Origin of the sequence: Acinetobacter sp. YH1901141, from assembly GCF_013416935.1 — a bacterium.
GTDB classification, from domain to species: Bacteria; Pseudomonadota; Gammaproteobacteria; order Pseudomonadales; family Moraxellaceae; genus Acinetobacter; species Acinetobacter towneri.
The window spans coordinates 177,949-194,961 of the sequence record NZ_VPEY01000001.1 but is presented as its reverse complement, the minus strand read 5'-3'; the positions used below and the strand labels follow the sequence as shown (position 1 = coordinate 194,961).

Here is a 17,013-nt window from a genome sequence, read left to right as displayed (position 1 = left end):
AGGTATCAATAACCTAAATCTTTAAGTGAGTTCTATACTAAAACTGGTATTCAGTACTTCCACCTGTTTTTCAATTTGTTCTGCATTGTCCTGCAAAATTTCAATCAGTTTTTGCAAATTGACAAATTCAAAACGGTTTTTAGATGCCAGCAGCGTCAATGCATAAGGTGCATCTTTAGATGAAAAACGAATCGGTACAGATAAGCCTGCAATTTCTGCATCGAGTTCGCCGTTAGAAAAATAATAGCCTTGTTTTTTGATTTTGCGCATTTGCTGCAAAAAGTCATCTTCATCTTGTGCAAAATTGACTTGTGCCAATTCGTTAGAAAAACGTTGGTAATAGTCTAAAATTTTAGCTTTAGGCAGATGTGCCATAATAATTTTTGGCGATGAGCCGACATAAACAGGACGTGGGCAGCCGCGACCATAAGACAGCAAAGGCGTATCTTTAAAGATTTCGTGATGCACATCAATGCAGGAATCTTGATTGAGTTGGGTCAGCAAACAGCAAAATTCAGTACGTTCCGCAATTTTTTTCATAAACGGAATACTGATGGTGACCAATGGATCGGTCGTGCGAGAGATAAAATCCAATACCGCAATTTTTGGCCCAAGGGTGTAATCTCCCGATGTGCCACTCATGCGCTGCAACAACTCTGCCGAAACCAACTCTTTTAAATAGCGGTAACTGGTGGGCTTAGATAAACCGAGTTCCTCACTAATGGTATCTACATTAATGACAGGACGTGCGGTTGAAAATAAGTCTAAGACTGTGAGAATCTTGCCAAAGCTAGACAGTGCCATGCGGATTTACCCATTCACACCAAAAGGATGGTGTCACTTTATATCAAAAAATCGCCAGACCAATAGACTTTTTACAGATGGTCTTAGGCATTCTAACGATCAATGTCCCAATTCTTTTGCATTTGTCGATGTTATCTATTCAGAAATAGGATTTAAGGCTGAACGCCGTGAGGGTCACGATACCAGCTTTCAATCAATAGTGCTGCGGCAAGACTATCGGCAGCGAGTTTTTTACCACGCCCTTGGGCTTGATAATGATCAAGCTCATCACGTGCTTCACGTGTGGTTAGGCGTTCATCGACCATTAGGGTGTTGATATTGCTTTGATGGCGTAAGCGTCTAGCAAACTTACGCGCACGGGTAGACAGTTCTGACTCGCTATCATCCATATTTAAAGGTAAGCCCACTAGAAATAATTGTGGCTGATGTTGCTTGATAATTTTTAGCAAGTTTTCCCATTGCGGAATGCCATCTTTCATGGGAAAGAGGGCGAGAGGGGTCGCACTTTCAATCAGTGCCTGCCCCACAGCCATGCCCATTTTTTGCGTACCGAAGTCAAATGCCATAATGGTTTGGGCTTGTGTTGTTTCAGGCATGACCAATCTCGGAAGATAACCATGTTGGATCTACGCCCATTTTACGATAAGCGGCATCCCAACGGTCGTCATAAGGTAAATTGAAAATCAAGTCCATGTCCGATTCACAAATGAGCCAATCGCCACGGGCAATTTCTTGTTCCAGTTGCTGTTTGCCCCAACTGGCATAGCCCAAGGCAATTTGGTAACGTCCAACGCCTTCGTTGTGGGCAATCGCATCTAAAATATCTTTAGAGGTGGTGATACAGACATTTTCACCAACAGCGATAGATGAATGCCAAGTTGGCTGCCCTGTGTGTAAAACAAAACCTGCCTCAGGTCGTAATGGACCACCTTGTAGAACTTCGTGAGGATGCACATTATCTGCGTCTATATCTAAATCATTGAGTAATTCTTTGATTTGGATACCCGATGGACGGTTGATAATAATGCCTTGCGCACCGTCTTCATCATGACGTGCCAAATAGATGACGGTGTTTGCAAAAAACTCATCATTCATATCGGGCGGGGCTATGAGACAGCGATGCGTCAGATATTGTTTAGTCACCTAAGCAATTCTCCTTAATCTGAGGTGGTGGCAAACAGAACTGTAAACCGACTGGGAAACGTAAACGAGTTACAGCCAAATCATGCAAATATACATTTCTTAGCTGTACTTATCCCATAAAACCACTGTGATGACAACTTTGCTTTGGTAAAAGTGAGACAAAGGATAAATAAAAGAATAAATTTAAAATTTAGAAAAAATGATGTCATTAAATTTATCTATTTAGTTACAAAGTTGAAGATATAGGAACATAATAATTGATTGCTTTATTATCTTTGTGATGTGGGTTTGTTTAAATGTTTTAGTGTATATTTTTTAATCTACTTTTAATTTTAACGAATGTGATTTCTGTTTTTTAATTGCAAAATAGGCAGTTTGATTGCATTTATATTCTCTTTTATTCATTAAGTTTGTCTAATGAATAGTGGTTTTTTAATATAAAAAATCTATAAGTCTATTTATTTCTTTTGTAAGTTTTGTGCTTTAGTGTAAAATTTGTGTTTTTTATAGCTTGATATGTTTCAATAAATATACATAAAATACATATTGAAACAAAAAATAATTGTTTGTAAGATGGTGAAATTTTCATCTTTTATAGCTTTTTTTGATGGTTTAATATGAATTATTTAATAAAGGGAAGTTTGTTTGCTGCTGTTTTTTCAGCTTCAGTTTTTTCTCAAGCAGCAATTTTTGGAACTTATAATGATGAAGGTAATTTGTTTCGCAGTCATTTGAATAATCATTTATCTGAAGATTTAGTTGCTAAATTTAAAGATAAAGTAGATTCAAAAGACGGCGTACTATATTTACTGGAGCAGGCACGTTTATTACAAGTCAATCATCAGTATGAAGAAAGTTTGAATCATTATAAGCAGGCTTTTGAATTTCTAGATAAACAAAAAAGTCGTGCAAAAATTAGTCTGAGTCGGGTCGGATTTAAAGCACTTTCTATGGTGAGTAATGATTCGGTGGTACCTTATTTGGTGCCACCTCATGAACAGGTATTGGCGCATATTTCTCAAGCGAAAAATTATATTTTTTTAAAAAATCTTGAGGCTGCTGCAGTAGAAATGCGTGTTGCACAGGGCATTCAGCGTGAAATTGAACTGGCACATCAGGCTGAGTTTGAAAAGAAAAAAGAGAAAAATACAAAAGCAAATACATCTTCAAATGCCGCATTGCATGTTTTAGATGAGGCATTTGTTGGCTTAGATCCAATTGCGGGCAAGATTAAGAATACTTATCAAAATGCTTATGCTTTTTATATGGCAGCTAACTTGTGGGAAACCTTAGGCGAATACAACGATGCTTTGGTGGATTACAAAAAAGCTTATGAGTTACAGCCTGATGAGCAGATTGCTAAAGATGTAAAGCGTTTAGATCAATTGGTTGCAAAACAAAGTAATAGTAGTGTGCCTGTTATTGTATTTATTGAACAAGGTATCGTTCCACAGAAAATTGAAAATAAGTTAGATATTCCGACTCCAGGCGGCATTATCAACATTGCTTTTGCGACTTATGAACCTAGCACTTATGTTGCACCCAAAAGCCTGAAAGTGAAGCTGAATAACCGAGTTTTGCAAGACAGTTATGTGATTAGTGATATTGGTGCATTGGCTGTTAAAGACTTAAAAGAAAAAGTCGTTGGAACTTTAACAACCCAAGTGATTCGTGCCACAGCCAAATATGCTGCTCAAAAAGAGCTTGGTAACCAATTTGGTGTTTTAGGGCAATTGGCAGGTAACGTGCTCAATATGGCAACCGAGCGAGCAGATTTACGAGCTTGGACAACTTTGCCAAGTAATACGCAAATTGCACGTCTGAACTTAACGCCAGGGATACACAACTTACAGTTATCGTCAGGTAATTTGTCAAGCTCCTCTGTGAAGTTAGATGTAAAAGCCAATGAGACAGTATTTGTTTATGCACATCATGTAAATGACAAAATTACAGCAAGTGTAAGTAGTATTCCACGCCAATAATTTTGAAGAGAACTTTATGAAAAATCAGTTAAAACTCGCATTACTCGGTCTTAGTGCTGCGGCGATGGTTGGATGTACAGCCCCTAATGCTTTGTCTACACAGACAGATGCGAATAACGAAGTAAGTATTCGCACCATTACCAATAACCCAGTCTTAACCACTGAGGTATTTGTTGAGCGTGTGGGAATGTCTATGGCAGGCGACTTAAAAAAGGCATCAATTGCCATTAAAAACCGCCGTTTCAATAACAAAGATTTTAGCTACAAAATCGTATGGGTCGATGCACATGGGGCAGAAGTGAACCCTGAAGGTGCGATTTGGAAACCAATTCAGTTAACGGGTCGAGAGGTGAAGGGCGTGCAATCTTTAGCACCAAATCCATCGGCTGTAGATGTTGTTGTGTATTTAAAGAAATAAGCGAGATAGAGCAATGAATGCAAAGTTAATCATGGCTGTGGTAGCAACTTCTGTTTTGGCAACAGGTTGTGCAACAACGGGTAGTGCAGTGAGTTATGGTGATGCTCAAGCTGTAGAAACTTTAACGAAAGATTTTGGATCGACAGATCTACAAATGATTGCTGCAAAGATGGTGGATGATATGCTGACCTTCCCACCTGTGGTGCAAATGACGCAAACTCGTCGTCCAGTCATTGTGCTTGATCGTATTCATAACAAGACACAAGAACATATCGATACAGAATCTATTACAGATACGATTCAGAACAAATTAATTAATTCAGGGAAGTTTCGTTTTGTAGATATGAAATCTGTCAATGCGATGGCGCAGCAACTTGCCTATCAAAAGCAAAGCGGCATGGTCAATCAAGCGACTGCAGTGCGTACTGGTGGACATATCGGTGCTGAATATATGCTCAATGGCAATCTATCTAGTATTGTAAAAAATGCAGGTGGTAAGAGCGATGTGTATTACAAGTTCACATTTAAATTGCAGAACTTACAAACTGGCATTGTAGAGTGGACAGGCGAAAAAGAAATCCGTAAGGCAGCAAAGCGCTCAACTTTTGGTCTTTAATTTAATCTGAAAGCAACTGCGCTGTGATAAGCGCAGTTGCTGTTGAAGAATAGAACATGAAAAAAATATTATTTGCAGGCTTATTATCTGGATTACTGTGCAGTCCTGCTTTTGCTGCGATTAAAGAAGTGATTAAAGAGGCAACGGGTAGTGGTCCAACACAACACCAAGCTATTTCTGAAGCATTATTGATTGCAGTTCAATCGGTGAATGGTGCTTCGGTATCGTCACAAATGAATTATGAAGAAACAGTTTCTTTATCTGTAAATAATCAGGGCTGGACATATACGGGTAAAGTTTCACCTGTATTTAGTGTAGCCAATCAAGGTTCGGGTTCTGTCACCAAGTTTCAGGTCTTGAGTGTTTCTGGTGCTAAAAATAATTATCGCGCTAAAGTTCGCGCACATGTGGTGAAGTTTGAATCTACTGTACAAGATCAACACATGCGCCGTATTGCAGTCTTGCCATTTCAAATGGCAGAAAAAAATAACCGCTTAGCCAGCGGTGCTTCTGCTTCTGAGTTTAGTCAAGAATTATCAGATACTTTAGGTACTTATTTGGCACAGTCAGGGCAGTTAAGTGTTGTTGATCGTCATTACATAGATGAAATGCAATTTGAAAATGACTTCCTGTATTGGGATGGTGCACCGCATGAGTTAGCGCGTATTGGTCAAAAAGTAGGTGCTGATTATTTACTCGTGGGGCGTATTAACGATTTGTCAGTTGCTAGCGGTCAACAAATGTATGGGTTAAATGCTGGTGCAGAGCAGGTGCGTTTAACGTGGCGAGTGATTGAAGCGAATACCAGTAAGGTAGTTGCGGCAGGGACTTTTAATCGTACCTTATCGAACTTGATGACACAGAATCTTTTAAATAATAGTTTAAATGATAGTACTGCAGATAAGATTGCCCAAAGTTTAAATCCTGAAATTTTACAGGGTCTTAAACTACAACCTGTGCAATCTTCTAGCAGTCAATTTTATGATACCTCTCCAGGTTATGAAATGACACCTGGTTCAAGTGACCAACCTGTGAAATGGTAAATAATGATTAAGCTTGTTTTAGACCTAAATAAATCCCCCTGAAAATCAGGGGATTTATTTTTTAAGCCTGTTGAAACTTCAATTGGCGTAATTGTTTGGCGTGTTGCAAGGTAGTGTCATTAATTTCAACACCGCCTGTCATGCGTGCCAATTCTAAAATACGCGCATCTTCTTCTAATTCAACAATGGTACTGCTGGCAGGATCGGTCTGACGCTTTTTCACCAAAAGGTGCTGATCAGACTGTGCAGCTACTTGTGCTTGGTGGGTAATACATAAAATTTGAACGTGTTGCGCCAAACCTGCGAGCAAACGCCCCACAATTTCAGCAGTACCACCACTAATCCCGACATCAATTTCATCAAAAACCAAAACTTCAGCTTCGGTTTTTTCGGCATTCATGACTTGCATGACCAAGGCAATCCGCGATAATTCGCCACCAGAAGCCACACGTGCTAATGGCTGAGCAGGAATACCTTTGTTGGCAGTAAACAGTAGTTGAATAAAACTTAACCCCTCCGCAGAAACCTGCTCTAAAGGTTCAAACTTAAATTCAAAATGTGCCTCAGGCAGTGCCAACTGTTTGACTTGCTCGGTCAGTTGTTTGGCAAGTGGTGCGGCTGCTTCACGACGGATGTCATCTAAATGTTGTGCTTTGGCTAAAAAGTCCTGATGTGCCACTTCGACTTGTTCTGCCAAAGTTTCAGGGTCTTCAAGTTCATGTAAAGCAGTGAGCTCAGTTTGCCAAGTATCAAATTCTTGTTTTAATAATTCAGGTTGTGTGCGGTATTTACGCGCTAAACGATGAAAGACTTCTAATTTTTGATTCAGTTCTTCCATGCGTTCAGGGTCAAAGCTTTGACGATCAATAAACTGACGTAAATTGGCTGTCGCATCATCTAATTCACTTTGCGCATTTAACAATGAGTTATAAATTTCTGATAATTGTTCACTTCGTCCCGCATGCGATTCCAAGCGGCGAATAATCGAAGCAATTTCCTGAGTGATGTTTTGCTCGGCTTCGTCTAAGGCATTTAAGCTATAACTGCAGTCCTGCATGATATGTTCATGATGGCTTAGGCGATCAAACTCTTGTTCAATCTCCTTATAATCGATTTGTACCAGTTCTTCGAGTTCTTCGAGCTGTAAGTTTAGAGTTTCGATGCGCTGCTTGCGAGTTGCCTGTGCATCCAGCGCCGCCTGATGCTGTCGGATATTTTTTTGCCAGGTACTATAAGCATCACGTACTGCTTGGGCAGGGGTATAAAAATTATAATAACGATCAAGCCAGTGCTTTGGATAAGGCGGTTCGAGCAATTGTTGCTGACTGTGCTGACTGTATAACTGTACCAGTAAGCGTCCAATTTCTTTCAGCTCTGCCAAACTGCTTGGACGACCATTAATCCATGCTTTGCTGCGCCCTGTGGCAAAAATTACCCGACGTAAATGGATTTCACCAGACTCATCATCTAATTCATGTTCTTTTAGCCATTGTGCTTCAGGGCTATTGTCCTGATAACTGAAACTCGCGGTCACATCGGCTTTATCTGAGCCAAAACGTACATAATTGGTATCGGTACGTTCACCTAAACAGGCAGAGAGCGCATCTAAAAGTAAGGATTTACCTGCACCTGTTTCCCCTGTCAGAACGTTAAAACCTGTTTCAATATCCAGTGCTAAGTGGTCGGCAAGGGCAAAGTTAATCAGTGTTAAATGAGTCAGCATAAACGCATCCAAGCTGCGAAAAGTGTCAGTGAAAGAGAGTCAAGTTTTGGAAATGCCATAACAAGGCTGTTATTTTCTTCTATTTAATTCTAGCTTAAATTGCAGCGCAAACAACAAAAAATGTACCCGATAAGCATCATATATAAAACACATGATCATTTGATCATTTCATTGGATGGTCATTAAATTGCAGTATATTCACTTGGGGAGTTTTCGGTGCTGCTTGATATGGTGGAACTTAAACGATATAGATACTATTCGTGATCTGTTTCACATTCAGATTTAGCACTTTAGTGGGGAAGAATCTAGAGCAGAGTACTTTGCATGCCTCTGGTGTTGGCTTAGACTGTGCTGTCAGCGTGTTGCATGCTGCGTATTGAAACATTGTTCAATTTACGCAAAGCCCACTGTAAACACAGATTGATTAGTTCTGAGGACAGAATTAAACTACATCAGTCAAAAATATAAAAACGCGTTACCTGGAGAATACGCATGTCAGCTCAGTTTGATCATGTATCAGTTGTGAAAAAGTCGAATGTCTATTTTGGTGGGCAATGCATCAGTCACACGGTGCAATTTGAAGACGGTACCAAAAAAACCTTAGGGGTAATTTTACCGACTGAACAAGCCTTGACTTTCGAAACGCATGTACCTGAACGTATGGAAATTATTTCAGGTGAATGTCGTGTCAAAATTGCCGATAGCGAAGAAAGTGAATTATTCCGCGCGGGTCAATCGTTCTATGTGCCTGGCAATAGCCGTTTCAGCATCGAAACCGATGAAGTGCTCGATTACGTGTGCCACTTAGAAGGCTAATCAGCCGATAATAGGGTATTGAATTAAGATTTCATTTTTCTCCTGCTTGAGCACCCAATCAAGCGGAATTGAATCAAGAAATTTTCACCCGAATCGGTTAAACTAGATCTTATTGAAATCCTGTAAAGTCAGCTTTGCAGGATTTTTCGTTTTCGCTGGTTTATTGGTGCATTAATTAGAGGTCGTTCATGGCAAAACCTGAATATTATTATGGCGTTCACTCGGTGGAGTCATTATTGGAGCTTGAGCCAGAGCGCGTCTTAACTCTTTTTACCTTAAAAGGGCGTGATGATCAGCGTTTACAAAAGATTTTAGAACTTGCCGAACCATTTGGCATTAGTGTGCAAAAAGCCAGCCGTGACAGCTTGGAAAAACTGGCAGGTTTGCCTTTTCACCAAGGAGTGGTGGCTGCAGTACGCCCACATCCAACTCTGAATGAAAAAGACTTGGATGCCTTGTTGCAGGCTGATAGCAAGCCTTTACTTTTGGCGCTCGACCAAGTCACCGACCCGCATAACTTGGGTGCGTGTATCCGTACTGCCGCTGCGATGGGGGTTACTGCCGTGATTGTGCCGCGTGATCGTTCAGCAAGTTTGACCCCAACTGCACGCAAAGTAGCTGCAGGTGGTGCAGAAAAAGTCAAATTTATCCAAGTGACCAATTTGGCACGTACTTTGGCGCATTTGAAACAAGAGTTTAATGTGCGTGTGGTGGGTACGATGCTGGATGAAAAAGCTTTGCCAATTCAGCAATTTGACTTTACAGGCACAGCAGTATGCGTGGTGATGGGCGCAGAAGATACAGGTTTACGCCCAATTACCCAGTCACAATGTGATCAAACCGTATTTATTCCAATGGCAGGAAATCTACAAAGTCTGAATGTCAGTGTTGCAACAGGTATGGCCTTGTATGAAGCTTGTCGTCAGCGTCAGGCTTAATTGCTGATTTTGTATTTGCTATTTTATTGATGCTTTCAACACCGTGATTCGTCTATCTCCCCAAAAGCAAGGTTATGCTTTGGTGCTTGTTACCATGTGCATTTGGGGTGGTTTTACCCTAACTGCTCGGCTGAATGCACAATGGCAGATCAGTGCTTGGGATATTACCGCCTTACGCTTTGCTTTGGCTTTTTGTATTTTAATGCCGATTCTTATCTGGAAAAAAGATACGGCATTTTTATGGAAAAAAGAGCCTTTTATTTTGGCAATGATTGGTGGAGTGGGCTATTGCCTGACTGCGTATAGTGCTTTTCATTATGTACCTGCTGCGCATGCTGCCATTTTTTTGAATGGCTGTATTCCTGTTTGTACCGCCATTGCTGCTTGGATGTTATTTCGAGTGCCTTTTGACCGCCATACATGGATCAGTATTGTAATTATGCTGACCGCCATTGCGGGTATGAGTGCGCTGATGTATCAAGAAACAGGTGTTGCCTTTGGACTTGGGGATGGACTGTTTTTTATCAGCGCTATTTGGTGGGGTGTGTTTACGGTTTTATTAAGACAATGGAAGCTTTCCGCTTGGCATGCTATGGCGGGTGTCGCAATTTGGTCGGCAATCGTCTATGTCCCGATTTACGTACTGTTTTTCCCGAAACAACTCAGCACACCTGAACCGATTCATTTATTGCTGCAAACTATTTTTCATGGAGTGTTTGTGGTGATCATCGCAACACTTAGCTATGTCGAGGCAATTAAGCGTTTGGGAGCATTCAAAACTGGCAGTATTGTGACCTTGGCGCCGTTTATCGCTGCGATTCTTGCTGTCCCTTTATTGGGTGAACCTTTGAGTTTAGCAATTTTATGTGGCTTGGTGGGTATGGGGATTGGTGCTTTGCAACCTTGGCGTTGGTGGGCCCGACCTGACAGCTTAAAAGCTCAACTTGAACAGCAAAAACAACAGTCAGATTAATTTGCTTACTGCATCGCTCGCTTTAAATACTGCTGATGCAATACTTCAAGTTTGCTATACAAATGATCTAAATGCCCATCATTTAGCACAATGTCATCGGCTAGGCGTTGTTTTTCAGCACGTGGCATTTGTGCTTGAATAATTTTATGAATTTGCTCAACCGTTTGACCATCACGTTGTGAAGCACGGTGAATTTGTAGGGCTTCAGTAGCATCAATCAATAATGTATGTCGGGTCAATTGATGTTGATTGGTTTCAAACAAGAGTGGTGAAACCAAAACCACATAGGGACTGTCGGCAGTATCTAATTGTTGAATAATCGATTCACGAATTGCAGGGTGGGTGATTTTTTCAAGTGCTTGTCGTGCACTTGGTTCTTTGAAAATGTGTTCACGTAATGCGCGACGATCTAGTTCGCCATTTTCAAGTAAAACCCAATCGCCAAAGTGTTGTTGAATTTGCTTTAAGGTAGGCTGTCCTTTTTCAACCACTTCACGTGCAACAACATCCGCATCGACCACAACAATGCCTTGGGTCTCGAACCACGCACTGGCTGCAGACTTGCCACTGCCAATTCCTCCTGTTAGACCCAAAACAAAACGCATGTGCTGTCCTTATTGTCCCAAATATACTTTCATGATTTGCTCGCCCCATAAAAAGGCAATCCAGCCCGCAATGGCGATATACGGACCAAATGCAAAGGGTTGGTTTTCTTTACGCACTTTTAACAGAATAATGCCAATAATAGCCCCAACTAAGGACGATAGCAGCACAATCAGGGGTAACATCATCGGCCCCATCCATGCACCTAAAGCGGCAAGGAGCTTGAAGTCACCATAGCCCATGCCTTCTTTGCCTGTGACGATTTTAAACAGGTAATACACCACCCATAGACATAGGAAGCCAATTACATAACCCCAAATTGCCGATGTCGGTGAGGTATAGATGGCATAGCTGTTGACTGCCAAACCCAGTGCAGCCAAAGGCAGGGTGTAACGGTCTGGCAAGAGTTGTGTATCAAAATCAATGAAGGTGAGTGCAATCAAGGTATAAGTGAGCAGCAAACCAAACAGCATTTGTACAGTTGGGCCAAATACCGCAAGCACAATCAGGGCGCAAACAGCGGTTAATACTTCAATCATTGGATAACGTACGCTGATCAGGTTTTGGCAGTTGCCACATTTACCGCGTAATACCAACCAACTCAGCACAGGAATATTTTGATACCAACGAATTGGGTTGTGACATTTGGGGCAGGTCGATGCAGGTTTGCTCAGGGTGATTTTACTTTCATCAATAATGGCTTGTTCAGGATGTAATAACATTTGGCAGTCATTACGCCACTCCTGTTCCATCATTTTTGGGGTGCGGTAAATCACCACATTCAAAAAACTGCCAATACATAAACTAAAAAGTCCAACTGCGATATAGAGCGCAGTTGGATTTTGGATAAAGTACGCGATTAATTCTTGCATTAAACCACAGAACCCATTTGGAAGATTGGAAGGTACATGGCGACAACTAAACCACCCACTAAAATACCCAAGACAGACATAATCAACGGCTCCATCATTGAGGTTAAGCCATCTACTGCGTTGTCGACTTCGTTTTCATAGTGGGTTGCGACTTTATCTAGCATGGCATCTAGCGCACCTGATTCTTCACCAATGGCTACCATTTGCACTGCCATAGACGGGAATTTATTGGTGACACGCATGGCGAATTGTAGCTGTTGACCTGTCGCAACATCATCACGAATTTTCATCACGGCTTCTTCATAGACCACATTATTGGTTGCCCCAGCGGTAGATTCCAAGGCATCAATTAAGGGTACACCAGCAGCAAAAGTAGTGGCTAAAGTACGGCTATAACGTGCAATAATCGCTTTATAGACCAAGTCACCAAAAATAGGCGCTTTCAGTGCCGCTTTGTCTAAGAAGTCACGGAATTTTTTACTGCGTTTTTTAGTTTCCAAGAAACCTGCAATGATGACCCCAATCACAATAATCAGAATAAACCAGTATTTCTGCATCCATTGTGACATGCTCACCACCATTTTAGTGAAGGCAGGCAAGTCCGCACCAAAAGAGCTAAACAACTCTTCAAACACAGGTACGACTTTCACCATCAAAATAATGGTCACAATCACGGCCACCACAATGACCGTTGCAGGGTATTTCATGGCTTTTTTAATTTTTTGTTTGAGTAACTCACTCTTTTCTTTATAGATCGCGACACGATCTAGCATGGTTTCTAGGGCACCCGATTGTTCACCAGATTCGACCAAAGAACAAAATAGGTTGTCAAAATATTGAGGATATTTACGCAATGCGCCAGCAAAGGTATTCCCGCCTTCCACTTCACCTTTAATGCCTAAAACCACTTCACGCATGGCGGGGTTTTCAAGACCTTCGGCAACAATCTCAAAGCTTTGTACCAAAGGCACACCTGCTTTCATCATAGTGGCAAGCTGACGCGTGAAAATAGTGATGTCTAAGGTCGACACCCGTTTTTTCATTAAGCCTTCAAGAATATTCTTTTTCTTTTGGCGAATCGTCTTGATGGTAATCCCTTGTTTACGCAATGTGACCTTTGCCAAGGCCATATTACGCGCTGGAATTTCCCCTTTTAACTTAGCCCCTTTGCGGTCAATCCCTTCATAAACGAAGGTGGGCATCATCTGTGCTTTTTTGACAGCCATGCGTATTTATCCTTATTTTAAATTTTACAACTATTCACTGGTCACACGATTGACTTCTTGCAATGAAGTCACCCCCTGCATGACCTTAAGTAACCCCGAACGACGCAGATTGTTAAACCCCGATTTTGCTGACGCATCAGCAATTTGGATGGCATTACCATCCTCCATAATAATTCTAGAAATTTCTGGTGTGACTTTCATCACTTCATAAACACCAACACGTCCTTTATAACCTTCACGGCATTCAGAACAGCCTACAGGTTGATAGACCTGAAATTCTGGATTGCTCAAATCGGCTTCAGTAAAGCCCATTTCCAATAAGCTTTGTTTTGGAATATCGGAAGGAGCTTTGCAATGCGGGCATAGGCGTCGTGCCAAACGCTGTGCAATGACGAGGTTTACCGAAGTTGCGATGTTAAAGGAAGGAACGCCCATATTGCGTAAACGCGTTAAAGTTTCTGGCGCACTGTTGGTGTGGAGGGTAGATAAAACCATGTGACCTGTTTGGGCTGCTTTAATTGCAATTTCTGCAGTTTCAAGGTCACGAATCTCACCCACCATGACAATATCAGGGTCTTGACGTAAGAAAGATTTCAGAGCGGCAGCGAAGGTTAAGCCCACTTTATTGTTGACGTTAACCTGGTTGATGCCTTCTAAGTTAATTTCCACAGGGTCTTCGGCAGTGGAAATGTTGGTGTCTTCTCGGTTTAGAATGTTTAAACCTGTATAGAGCGATACCGTTTTACCCGAACCTGTTGGACCTGTGATCAGTAACATACCTTGCGGTTTGTCCAGAGCTTCCATAAACAAAGCTTTTTGTTCAGGCTCATAACCCAAGGCATCAATCCCAAGCATGGCGCTAGATGGATCTAAAATACGCAGTACAATTTTTTCACCGAACAAGGTTGGCAAGGAGTTAACACGGAAGTCGATGGACTTGTTTTTAGATAGTTTTAATTTAATACGACCATCTTGCGGGACACGCTTTTCAGAAATGTCCATTTGGGACATCACTTTTAAACGTGATGCCAAGCGGTTAGCTAACTGTAAGGGTGGGGTGGCAATTTGACGTAATACACCATCGACACGGTAACGCACTCGATAGGTTTTTTCATACGGTTCAAAGTGTAAGTCCGAAGCACCCATGCGAATTGCATCAATCAGTAATTTGTTGATGTATTTAACAATTGGGGATTCATCACCCTGCGGTTCATCTTCTGCAGCTTGTTCTGGTTCGCTGTTACCATCTTCAAAGTTGAGATCGAAGTCATCATCTTCAAATTCAAAAGCAGACTCACTCGCAAAGTTTTGTTCAATCAGTTTTACCAATTTATCGTGTTCGACCACAATGGCTTCAATATTCATTTTACTGTTGAAACGAATGGCATCCATTGCTTCGATATTGGTCGGGTTACTGGTCGCAACGTAAAGCAGGTGATTGCGCTTAAAAATAGGTAAAAGGTTATATTTGCTGAAAAGCTTTTCATCAATGCCTTCACGCACGATGAGCGCAGAGTCATACACGCTTAAATCAAAAATAGGTTCGCCAAACTCATTAGAAATTTTTTCAGCAATGATTAAAGGCGCGATATTTAGGTTTTGAATGAGATAGGGAACAATATCAACATTATCTTTTTGTGCGGCTTTAATGGCAGTTTGCATATTTTCAGCAGAAACGAGCCCATCTTCGACCAAACGTCGAATAAAACCTGTAAATCTAGGTGTAGCTTGTTGTACTGACATTCCCCAACGTCCTCAAAATCAAGATTGTTTATAATTGGTATCTTAAAATTATACTTTTGTTGCACAAAAATACCATATCTGAAAGTGCTGTCACCACCTAAGTATCGCCTAAAAGCATGAACCAGTTACATTAATCTGCTAAAAAAATTGTAAGTCCTGCCATGAAAAGATACTTCATGCAGCAGTTTGATGCAAAGCTTGTACAAAAAACTCAGCAGAAATGTGATTTGCGTGTAGAATGTGCGCGATTAAATGAATTGTTTTTGCAGGTTATTCTATGTCGGCTACGACGATTAAGCCTTGGGTGGTTGGCAATTGGAAGATGAATCCGATACATGCCGATGCTCAGCAACTTATTTCTGAATTTAAAACATTATTACAAGACAGCCCTGTAGAGGCTGAAAAGTGTCATTTGGGGATTGCACCTGTCACTTTGGCTTTAACTCAAATTCAAGCTGCATTGAGCGAAGCAGTACGTCCTGTCTATACCGTTGCACAAGACCTTTCCCGTATTGCGGGTTTGGGTGCATATACAGGCGAAGTCAGTGCAGAATTGCTAAAAGACAGTCAAATTGATTATGTATTGGTTGGGCATTCAGAACGTCGTGAACTTTTTGCAGACACACCAAGCATTTTGAATGAAAAAGTTAAAAATGCCTTGCAGGCAGGTTTGACAGTTATTTATTGTGTGGGTGAAAGTCTGCAACAACGTGAAAGCGGTCAGGCAGAGCAAGTTGTTTTGCAACAAATTTGTGATATTGCTGCTGTGGTTGACGCTGAGCAATGGCAACAGATAGTGATTGCGTATGAACCTATTTGGGCAATTGGTACAGGCAAGACCGCATCACCTGAAGATGCGCAAACCATGCATGCAAAAATCCGTGAAGGTTTAAGCCAAATCACCGCTTATGCGGTGACTCTACCGATTTTATATGGTGGTAGTGTAAAACCAGAAAATGCCGTAGAGTTAGCAGCCTGCCCAGACATTAATGGTGCTTTGGTCGGTGGTGCATCCTTAAATGCGGCATCGTTCCATCAAATTGCGCAAGCCTTTGCAAATACACAATAATGAGGAGTTCAGCATGCAAACATTTGTGCTGGTAGTACATATTATCTTAGCCATTTTAATGATTGGACTAATTTTGGTTCAGCATGGTAAAGGTGCAGATGCAGGCGCTTCTTTTGGTGGCGGTGGTGCGGCAACCGTATTTGGTGCGTCAGGCTCAGGTAACTTTTTAACCCGTTTAACGGCAATTTTAACAGCATTGTTTTTTGCAACCAGTTTAACTTTAGCGGTGTTTGCCAAGAAACAAACCACAGGTGCATATAGTTTGCAGACTGTACAAACGACTGCACCTGCACAGCCAGTATCGCCTGAAACTTCACCAACTGCACCTAAAAGCGCTGAATAATTTTATTTAGCACTTTCTTTTTTCGCATGATGCGACTAGAATGCGTCACAGCTGCGGTGGTGGTGGAATTGGTAGACACGCTACCTTGAGGTGGTAGTGCTTTCGGGCGTGGGGGTTCAAGTCCCCCCTTCCGCACCAACTTATAATCCAGAAAACATAAGTTGGTGTTAAGCAGCAAATCTGTTGATGCGGGATGGAGCAGTCTGGTAGCTCGTCGGGCTCATAACCCGAAGGTCGTTGGTTCAAATCCAGCTCCCGCTACCAATCAATCCTAAGCTTATCGTGAATTAAGCGTAGGCAACTTAAATTATTTTAGGTTGAGATAAGTATTTACATGTTGTTGCGGGATGGAGCAGTCTGGTAGCTCGTCGGGCTCATAACCCGAAGGTCGTTGGTTCAAATCCAGCTCCCGCTACCAATATTTTAAAAGTGTGATTATGCTCTAATATGAGTTTTACGCTTTATACTGACTAAGGTGCAACTTAAGTCAGGCAAAAATGCTAAGTTTGATTGAAAACTTATTCATATTTGTATATAATTTTTGCACGTTGATGCGGGATGGAGCAGTCTGGTAGCTCGTCGGGCTCATAACCCGAAGGTCGTTGGTTCAAATCCAGCTCCCGCTACCAAGTTTCTAATGGTGTGGTACGTTAGTTTTAGTTGATTGAATTCAGCATAATAAACTAGCAAAGATGGTTAGA

17 protein-coding genes and 4 tRNA genes are annotated in these 17,013 nt (G+C 41.5%); 13 read left to right on the top strand and 8 right to left on the bottom strand.

What is annotated here, in order from left to right; translation table 11 throughout:
* Window positions 1-21: 21 nt before the first annotated feature.
* The 3 genes from FTV52_RS00915 to FTV52_RS00905 all read right to left on the bottom strand — a co-directional run bounded on the left by FTV52_RS00915 (window position 22) and on the right by FTV52_RS00905 (window position 1,947).
* A complete protein-coding gene (locus FTV52_RS00915) occupies window positions 22-804 on the bottom strand; it encodes an IclR family transcriptional regulator (RefSeq protein ID WP_004975841.1) in 783 nt (260 codons plus the stop codon).
* Between the two features lie 152 nt (window positions 805-956).
* A complete protein-coding gene (gene ruvX / locus FTV52_RS00910) occupies window positions 957-1,400 on the bottom strand; it encodes a Holliday junction resolvase RuvX (protein ID WP_096901348.1) in 444 nt (147 codons plus the stop codon).
* Entirely contained in the window at window positions 1,393-1,947 is a 555-nt protein-coding gene (locus tag FTV52_RS00905; RefSeq protein ID WP_004975844.1) for a YqgE/AlgH family protein, read from the bottom strand. Before FTV52_RS00905 ends, ruvX begins: the two co-directional genes overlap by 8 nt.
* A 617-nt stretch (window positions 1,948-2,564) precedes the next feature.
* Here FTV52_RS00905 and FTV52_RS00900 point away from each other — a divergent pair.
* Genes FTV52_RS00900 through FTV52_RS00885 form a run of 4 tightly spaced genes read left to right on the top strand, consistent with a single transcriptional unit; the run spans window position 2,565 to window position 6,006 of the window.
* Window positions 2,565-3,929, top strand: a complete 1,365-nt coding sequence (locus FTV52_RS00900; protein ID WP_154321119.1) for a COG3014 family protein — start codon at window positions 2,565-2,567, stop codon at window positions 3,927-3,929.
* A 16-nt stretch (window positions 3,930-3,945) separates the two neighbouring features.
* Window positions 3,946-4,347: a DUF1425 domain-containing protein gene (locus FTV52_RS00895; RefSeq protein ID WP_004975847.1), complete on the top strand. Its 402-nt coding sequence runs from the start codon at window positions 3,946-3,948 to the stop codon at window positions 4,345-4,347.
* Between the two features lie 13 nt (window positions 4,348-4,360).
* Window positions 4,361-4,963 carry a penicillin-binding protein activator LpoB gene (gene lpoB / locus FTV52_RS00890; protein WP_004975849.1) on the top strand — a complete coding sequence of 201 codons (603 nt, stop codon included), beginning with the start codon at window positions 4,361-4,363 and terminating at the stop codon, window positions 4,961-4,963.
* A gap of 56 nt (window positions 4,964-5,019) precedes the next feature.
* Window positions 5,020-6,006, top strand: coding sequence for a CsgG/HfaB family protein (locus FTV52_RS00885; protein WP_004975851.1), 987 nt, complete (start codon window positions 5,020-5,022; stop codon window positions 6,004-6,006).
* A 61-nt stretch (window positions 6,007-6,067) separates the two neighbouring features.
* Here the strand turns inward: FTV52_RS00885 and recN are convergent, their stop codons facing one another.
* Complete coding sequence (recN, locus tag FTV52_RS00880) at window positions 6,068-7,729, bottom strand: DNA repair protein RecN (protein ID WP_154321118.1); 1,662 nt, start codon at window positions 7,727-7,729, stop codon at window positions 6,068-6,070.
* 492 nt (window positions 7,730-8,221) lie between these two features.
* Here recN and FTV52_RS00875 point away from each other — a divergent pair, with 492 nt between their 5' ends.
* The 3 genes from FTV52_RS00875 (at window position 8,222) to FTV52_RS00865 (ending at window position 10,456) form a co-directional block, all read left to right on the top strand.
* A complete protein-coding gene (locus FTV52_RS00875) occupies window positions 8,222-8,545 on the top strand; it encodes a pyrimidine/purine nucleoside phosphorylase (RefSeq protein ID WP_004975854.1) in 324 nt (107 codons plus the stop codon).
* Window positions 8,546-8,733: 188 nt separating this feature from the next.
* Window positions 8,734-9,483: a 23S rRNA (guanosine(2251)-2'-O)-methyltransferase RlmB gene (rlmB, locus tag FTV52_RS00870; RefSeq protein ID WP_004975856.1), complete on the top strand. Its 750-nt coding sequence runs from the start codon at window positions 8,734-8,736 to the stop codon at window positions 9,481-9,483.
* 43 nt (window positions 9,484-9,526) lie between these two features.
* Complete coding sequence (locus FTV52_RS00865) at window positions 9,527-10,456, top strand: DMT family transporter (protein ID WP_004975858.1); 930 nt, start codon at window positions 9,527-9,529, stop codon at window positions 10,454-10,456.
* Window positions 10,457-10,461: 5 nt separating this feature from the next.
* On the opposite strand, the gene coaE is transcribed toward FTV52_RS00865, so the two are convergent.
* The 4 genes from coaE to pilB are packed head-to-tail and all read right to left on the bottom strand — an operon-like array spanning window position 10,462 to window position 14,900.
* A complete protein-coding gene (gene coaE, locus FTV52_RS00860) occupies window positions 10,462-11,061 on the bottom strand; it encodes a dephospho-CoA kinase (RefSeq protein ID WP_004975860.1) in 600 nt (199 codons plus the stop codon).
* Between the two features lie 9 nt (window positions 11,062-11,070).
* Window positions 11,071-11,931, bottom strand: coding sequence for an A24 family peptidase (locus FTV52_RS00855; protein WP_096901344.1), 861 nt, complete (start codon window positions 11,929-11,931; stop codon window positions 11,071-11,073).
* On the bottom strand, window positions 11,931-13,157 hold the full coding sequence (locus FTV52_RS00850; protein ID WP_179989511.1) for a type II secretion system F family protein: 1,227 nt from the start codon (window positions 13,155-13,157) through the stop codon (window positions 11,931-11,933). Before FTV52_RS00850 ends, FTV52_RS00855 begins: the two co-directional genes overlap by 1 nt.
* 30 nt (window positions 13,158-13,187) lie before the next feature.
* On the bottom strand, window positions 13,188-14,900 hold the full coding sequence (gene pilB / locus FTV52_RS00845) for a type IV-A pilus assembly ATPase PilB (protein WP_179989509.1): 1,713 nt from the start codon (window positions 14,898-14,900) through the stop codon (window positions 13,188-13,190).
* Window positions 14,901-15,177: 277 nt separating this feature from the next.
* Here pilB and tpiA point away from each other — a divergent pair, with 277 nt between their 5' ends.
* The 6 genes from tpiA to FTV52_RS00815 all read left to right on the top strand — a co-directional run bounded on the left by tpiA (window position 15,178) and on the right by FTV52_RS00815 (window position 16,941).
* The gene (gene tpiA, locus FTV52_RS00840; RefSeq protein WP_019836081.1) at window positions 15,178-15,969 is read left to right on the top strand and encodes a triose-phosphate isomerase; all 792 of its coding nucleotides are present in this window, start codon (window positions 15,178-15,180) and stop codon (window positions 15,967-15,969) included.
* 13 nt (window positions 15,970-15,982) lie between these two features.
* On the top strand, window positions 15,983-16,312 hold the full coding sequence (secG, locus tag FTV52_RS00835; RefSeq protein WP_004975868.1) for a preprotein translocase subunit SecG: 330 nt from the start codon (window positions 15,983-15,985) through the stop codon (window positions 16,310-16,312).
* A 53-nt stretch (window positions 16,313-16,365) separates the two neighbouring features.
* A tRNA-Leu gene (locus FTV52_RS00830) sits at window positions 16,366-16,450 on the top strand.
* A gap of 49 nt (window positions 16,451-16,499) precedes the next feature.
* A tRNA-Met gene (locus FTV52_RS00825) sits at window positions 16,500-16,576 on the top strand.
* A gap of 77 nt (window positions 16,577-16,653) precedes the next feature.
* Window positions 16,654-16,730 (top strand) — tRNA-Met (locus FTV52_RS00820).
* Window positions 16,731-16,864: 134 nt separating this feature from the next.
* Window positions 16,865-16,941, top strand: a tRNA-Met gene (locus FTV52_RS00815).
* The last annotated feature ends 72 nt before the right edge of the window (window positions 16,942-17,013 follow it).